The 4,551-nt window shown below is 67.1% G+C and carries 6 protein-coding genes; all 6 read right to left on the reverse strand.

Annotated features, from left to right (window positions below; translation table 11 throughout):
- Positions 1–254, reverse strand: a 254-nt coding sequence (locus ACE3SN_RS16180; RefSeq protein WP_374531779.1) for a demethoxyubiquinone hydroxylase family protein, incomplete at its 3' end; no start/stop codon positions are given.
- Entirely contained in the window at positions 254–742 is a 489-nt protein-coding gene (locus tag ACE3SN_RS16185; protein ID WP_374531781.1) for a disulfide bond formation protein B, read from the reverse strand. The genes ACE3SN_RS16180 and ACE3SN_RS16185, both read right to left, overlap by 1 nt.
- On the reverse strand, positions 742–2,070 hold the full coding sequence (locus ACE3SN_RS16190; RefSeq protein WP_374531771.1) for a S41 family peptidase: 1,329 nt from the start codon (positions 2,068–2,070) through the stop codon (positions 742–744). The genes ACE3SN_RS16185 and ACE3SN_RS16190 overlap by 1 nt, the downstream gene beginning before the upstream one ends.
- A gap of 98 nt (positions 2,071–2,168) precedes the next feature.
- Complete coding sequence (locus ACE3SN_RS16195; RefSeq protein ID WP_374531773.1) at positions 2,169–3,413, reverse strand: murein hydrolase activator EnvC; 1,245 nt, start codon at positions 3,411–3,413, stop codon at positions 2,169–2,171.
- 11 nt (positions 3,414–3,424) lie between these two features.
- Positions 3,425–3,847, reverse strand: coding sequence for a 23S rRNA (pseudouridine(1915)-N(3))-methyltransferase RlmH (locus tag ACE3SN_RS16200; RefSeq protein WP_374531775.1), 423 nt, complete (start codon positions 3,845–3,847; stop codon positions 3,425–3,427).
- Positions 3,848–3,856: 9 nt separating this feature from the next.
- Positions 3,857–4,255, reverse strand: a complete 399-nt coding sequence (rsfS, locus tag ACE3SN_RS16205) for a ribosome silencing factor (protein WP_374531777.1) — start codon at positions 4,253–4,255, stop codon at positions 3,857–3,859.
- Between the last annotated feature and the right edge of the window lie 296 nt (positions 4,256–4,551).

Consider the following 4,551-nt stretch of genomic DNA (forward strand, 5'->3'; position numbering starts at 1 on the left):
GCGGTCGCCGCGCCAAGCGCAAAGCCGGCCACATGCCAGAACGGCTGCAGCGCCGTCGGGCGCACACCGCGCGCCGCCAGCAATGCGTCGAACTTGCGGCGGTGTTCGGCCTCCTGCTGGGCCATGTGTTCGATTTCGTCCGCGAGCGGCGCGCGGCCACCCATGACGGCCAATTGCCCGGCGTAAATTCGCGTTGCGCCGTATTCGCCCGCCTGATCGACCCGCAGCATCCGGTCTGTCGCGCGCTCGCCCATCACGCCGCCTTCCGCGAACGGGCCAGCAGCCACAGCATCACCAGTCCTGAAGAGACCGAGATCAGGAAATTGAAGCCTGCGAGGCTGATCCCCTTGAACTGCCACTGCACCTGATCGCAGCGGATCAGCGGGGCATCAAGAATCGCCTGCAGCGGATCCGGATTTCCGGACAACGACGTCGGGGTGGAACAGGAGGTAAAGCCTTCCCACCAGTGATACTCGACCCCGGCGTGGAACGCGCCGATCAGGCCCGAGACGATCACCGCCAGCGCAGCCAGCGTGACCAGCGGACGGGACGGCGGACGCAGCAGTGCAATCGCCGCCAGGGCGAGGGCGAGGAAGTGCGGATAGCGCTGCCACCAGCACATCTCGCAAGGATAGAGATCGAAGCCATACTGCCCGATATAGGCCCCGCCGAGCAGTCCCGCCGGGACCGCAAAGGCCAGCAGGCGCGCCAGCAGACCGGCAGTTTCACCCCTGGGCAGCATCACTTCTTCTTGCCTGCCGGAACGCCGCGATTGAGCGTCTGGATCGCGTACCACAGCTGGTAATCCTCGATCCCCTTGGCCTTGAGCTCTTCAGGAGTCGCCTTGAAGCGCGGATCGGGCTGATTGTCAGTTTCCAGCTTCTTGTCGTCGATCCCGACCTCGTTGACGAGGTGGCGGCGCAGATCGCTTTCACGGATCGAGAACTTGGCCCGCTTGGCCGCGTCCGGATCGGACAGCTGCGGCACCCTGATATCGGGTTCGATCCCGCCTTCCTGCACCGAGCGGCCCGAAGGCGTGTAATAGCGGGCCGTGGTGATCTTCACCGCGTGCTTGCGATCGAGCTGGAACAGCGACTGGACGCTGCCCTTGCCGAAGCTGCGCTCGCCCATGATCAGGGCGCGGTGCTGGTCCTGCAATGCGCCGGCGACGATTTCCGAGGCCGAGGCCGAGCCCGAATCGATCAGCACGATCACCGGCAGGCCCTTGGCGGCATCGCCCGGGAATACGCTCTCGGCCTTGTAGAACTCGTTATCCTCGGCGTTGCGGCCGCGCTGCGAGACGATATCGCCCTTGGTCAAGAACAGGTCGGACAGCGCCACCGCTTCGTCGAGCGAGCCGCCGGGGTTCTGGCGCAGGTCGAGGATGATCCCCGAAAGCTTGCCGCCCGACTGCTTCTTGAGATCAGCGATCGCCTTGTTTACGTCGTTGCCGACATTGGCGCCGAATTCGTTGACGCTGATGACGCCGACATTGTCCTTAAGCTCGTAAGTCACCGGCTCAAGCGTGATCACGCCGCGCGTGACCGTGATGTCAAGCGGCTCGTCGCGGCCGGGACGGACGATCGTCAGGCGGATCTTGGTCCCCGCTTCGCCGCGCATCTGCGACACCGCATCGTCAAGGTCGCCACCATAGATCAGCTTGCCGTCGAGGTGGGTGATATAGTCGCCCGCCTTGACCCCGGCCTCGGCGGCAGGACTGCCCTTCATCGGGGCGATCACCTTGACCGCGCCGTCTTCCATGCCGACCGACAGGCCAAGGCCCGAATAGTTGCCATCGATCATGTTGTTGAGCCGGTCGAGCGAGGCGCCGGTCAGGTAATCGCTGTGCGGATCGAGCGCGGCCAGCATGCCGGTGATCGCGCCATCGACCAGCTTGTCGTCTTCGACTGGTTCAACGTACTGCGCCTTGACCAGCTGGTAGACGGTGAGCAGGCGGCCGAACTGCGGCCCGGCGCGGCCATCGACCGCGGCAAGCCCCGCGGTGGTGGCCGGCAGCAGCGCAACGGCGCTGACCAGCAGGGCAGATCGGAACACGGGGGCGAACTTCATCGGCAATCGGCCTTTCGCAAAGATGCGGCTTATCTATAGCGCGCTGCGGCTTAACGCCAGATGGCGCGTTGAACTTGTTGTCGCATCGGCGCGATGCGTCAGCTCCTCAGAAATTCGAGCGGATTGACCGGTTCACCCGCATGGCGCAGCTCGAGCGAGAGCACCGGGCGGCCAGGCCCGGCCCGGCCCAGCGGCGATCCCGCCACCACTTGCTGGCCGACCCGCGCATCGAGCTGGCTCAGCCCGGTGACCAGTGAAGTCCACCCGCCGCCATGCTCGATGATCACGATATTGCCATAGCCCTGGTAGCTTCCGGCAAAAACCACCCGTCCGGCGCCCGGCGCGACCGCCTGGGCACCGGCACCGGCCATGATCGAAATCCCGCGCGACTTGGGCTGGCCCGGGGCGCTCTCGCCGAAGCCCGCAACGACCCGTCCGGTAACGGGAAGCAGATAGCGGTTCGGTGCGGCGGACTGCGTGGGCGGCGGTCCGGAGGGTGCGGGGCTTGCGGCAATTTGCGCGGATTGCGGCTGGGCCGGGCGCAGGATCGGGCCGGGTAGCGCCGCGAGCTGCGCGCGCAGTTCGCCCGCCTTGCCGAGTTCGTCGACCAGTCCGGTCAGATCGCGGGCCTGTTCGGCGAGCGCGCGGGCGCGTTCGGCCTCGCGGTCTGCCACCCCGCTGGCTTCAACCGAAGCAACGCGCTGCTGCGCCTCGAGACTGGCGAGTTCATTGCGTCGCTGCGCCAGCTGGGCCTCGCTTGCGCGCAGCTGGGCAGTCGCGAGTTCGGCCTGGCGCTGCAACTCGCGCCCGCGCTGAAGTTCCGCGCGGACATCGGCGGTCCGGCGCTCGACTTCGGGCAGCATGGTGTCGAGCACGGCGCGCAGATAGACCGCTTCGCGGAGCGAGCCGGGCCGCAGCAGCGCAAGGATCGGCGGGCGGCGCGACAGGCGCTGGAGCGCGGCGGTCAGTTGCACCAATGGCCGCTGGCGCTGGGCAAGGCGCGCGCGCAGGACCACGCGCTGGCGCTCGATCAGGCGAATACGGGCCTGGTTGGCGGCAATCTCGGCCTCGGATTCCTGGATTCGGGCGGCAAGCGCGGCACCCGCCTCCGCCGTGCGATCGGCCGTTTGCGCGGCGTTCCTGGCCTCGGCCTCAAGCGCTTCGGCGCGCTTGCGCGCGGCCTCGCCCTGGGCCTGGGCATCGGCCAGCGCGCGCTGGGTTTCCTCGACCGATTCGTAGATTGGCGCTTGCGGCTGGTTCTGCGCCATGACGCTGCCAAAGCCGAAGATCAATGCGGCAGGTGCAAGCAGCAGGGCTGGCAACAGGAATGGGCGCGGCGTCATCTCGCTGGGCCTTATCCCGAACGATGATAGGGATGGCCAGCCAAAATGCTGGTCGCGCGCCACAATTGCTCGGCCAGCATGGCCCGCGCCAGCATGTGCGGCCAGGTCATCGCACCAAAGGCGATCAGCAGGTCGGCCTGTTCGCGCGCCGGAGCCCCATGACCGTCGGCCGCCCCGATCAGGAAGCGCGCCTCGCGCACGCCGTCATCGCGCCAGCGGCCCAGCAGGGCGGCGAATTCTTCCGATGAAAGCTGCTTGCCGCGCTCATCCAGCAAGACGTCACGCGCCGGTGTGAGCGGGGCGGGCATGGTGCCGCCCACATCGGGCAGTTCGGTCAGCTTGAACGGCCAGCCGATCCGCTTCGCATAGCGATCGACCAGCTCGGCCTCCGGCGAACGGCCAATCTTGCCACGCGCAATTATGTGCAAGCGCATTGGCGCTGCTCAGGCGTTGCCTGAGTCTCCGAAGGCCCACATCCGCTCAAGATTGTAGAACGTGCGCACTTCGGGGCGGAACAGGTGGACCACCACGTCGCCCGCGTCGATCAGCACCCAGTCTGCGGCGGGCAAGCCTTCGATCCGGGCGTGGCCGAAGCCGCCGTGCTTGATGCGTTCGGCCAGCTTTTGCGCCATCGCGGCGACCTGGCGGGTCGAACGGCCCGAGGCAATCACCATGTGGTCCGCGATCGAGCTTTTCCCTTCAAGCGGGATCGACACGATGTCCTGCGCCTGATCGTCGTCGAGCGACTTCAGGACGAGCTCGTGAAGCGAACCGGGCTCCGAGGGCGGCAGCGGCGCGGGCGCATTGGTTTCGGGATTGGAACTGGTCTGGGCAGGCGTCATGGAACGGGGATCGGCTCTTGTTGGCGGGCAGCGCGGGGCACAGGCAGGGTCATGCCCGAGGCTCTCCAGCGGTGTCTGGGGTGACGGGATGGTGGGTCAGCGGATCGCGCTGGGACTGGCGGGCAAGGCCGTCGGCCCAGTGGGGATCTGCGCGGCGAATTGCGGTTGCCGAACGCGGATCGGGATCGAAACGCAAATGTATCAGCGCGGGTGCGCTCCATCCTGCCCGGTGTTGCAAACTGGTTTTCGGTCGCCGGAAACGACCGAGCCAGGCCATCGCGGGGCTCGCTAAGGCA

This window comes from Novosphingobium sp. (assembly GCF_041915465.1).
Taxonomy (GTDB): domain Bacteria; phylum Pseudomonadota; class Alphaproteobacteria; order Sphingomonadales; family Sphingomonadaceae; genus Novosphingobium.

Excerpts from the sequence above, each read along its gene's own strand:
- ACE3SN_RS16190 (WP_374531771.1), bottom strand. The coding sequence starts at position 2,070 with ATGAAGTTCGCCCCCGTGTTCCGATCTGCCCTGCTGGTCAGCGCCGTT.
- ACE3SN_RS16195 (WP_374531773.1), bottom strand. The coding sequence starts at position 3,413 with ATGACGCCGCGCCCATTCCTGTTGCCAGCCCTGCTGCTTGCACCTGCC.
- ACE3SN_RS16200 (WP_374531775.1), bottom strand. The coding sequence starts at position 3,847 with ATGCGCTTGCACATAATTGCGCGTGGCAAGATTGGCCGTTCGCCGGAG.
- rsfS (WP_374531777.1), bottom strand. The coding sequence starts at position 4,255 with ATGACGCCTGCCCAGACCAGTTCCAATCCCGAAACCAATGCGCCCGCG.
- ACE3SN_RS16185 (WP_374531781.1), bottom strand. The coding sequence starts at position 742 with ATGCTGCCCAGGGGTGAAACTGCCGGTCTGCTGGCGCGCCTGCTGGCC.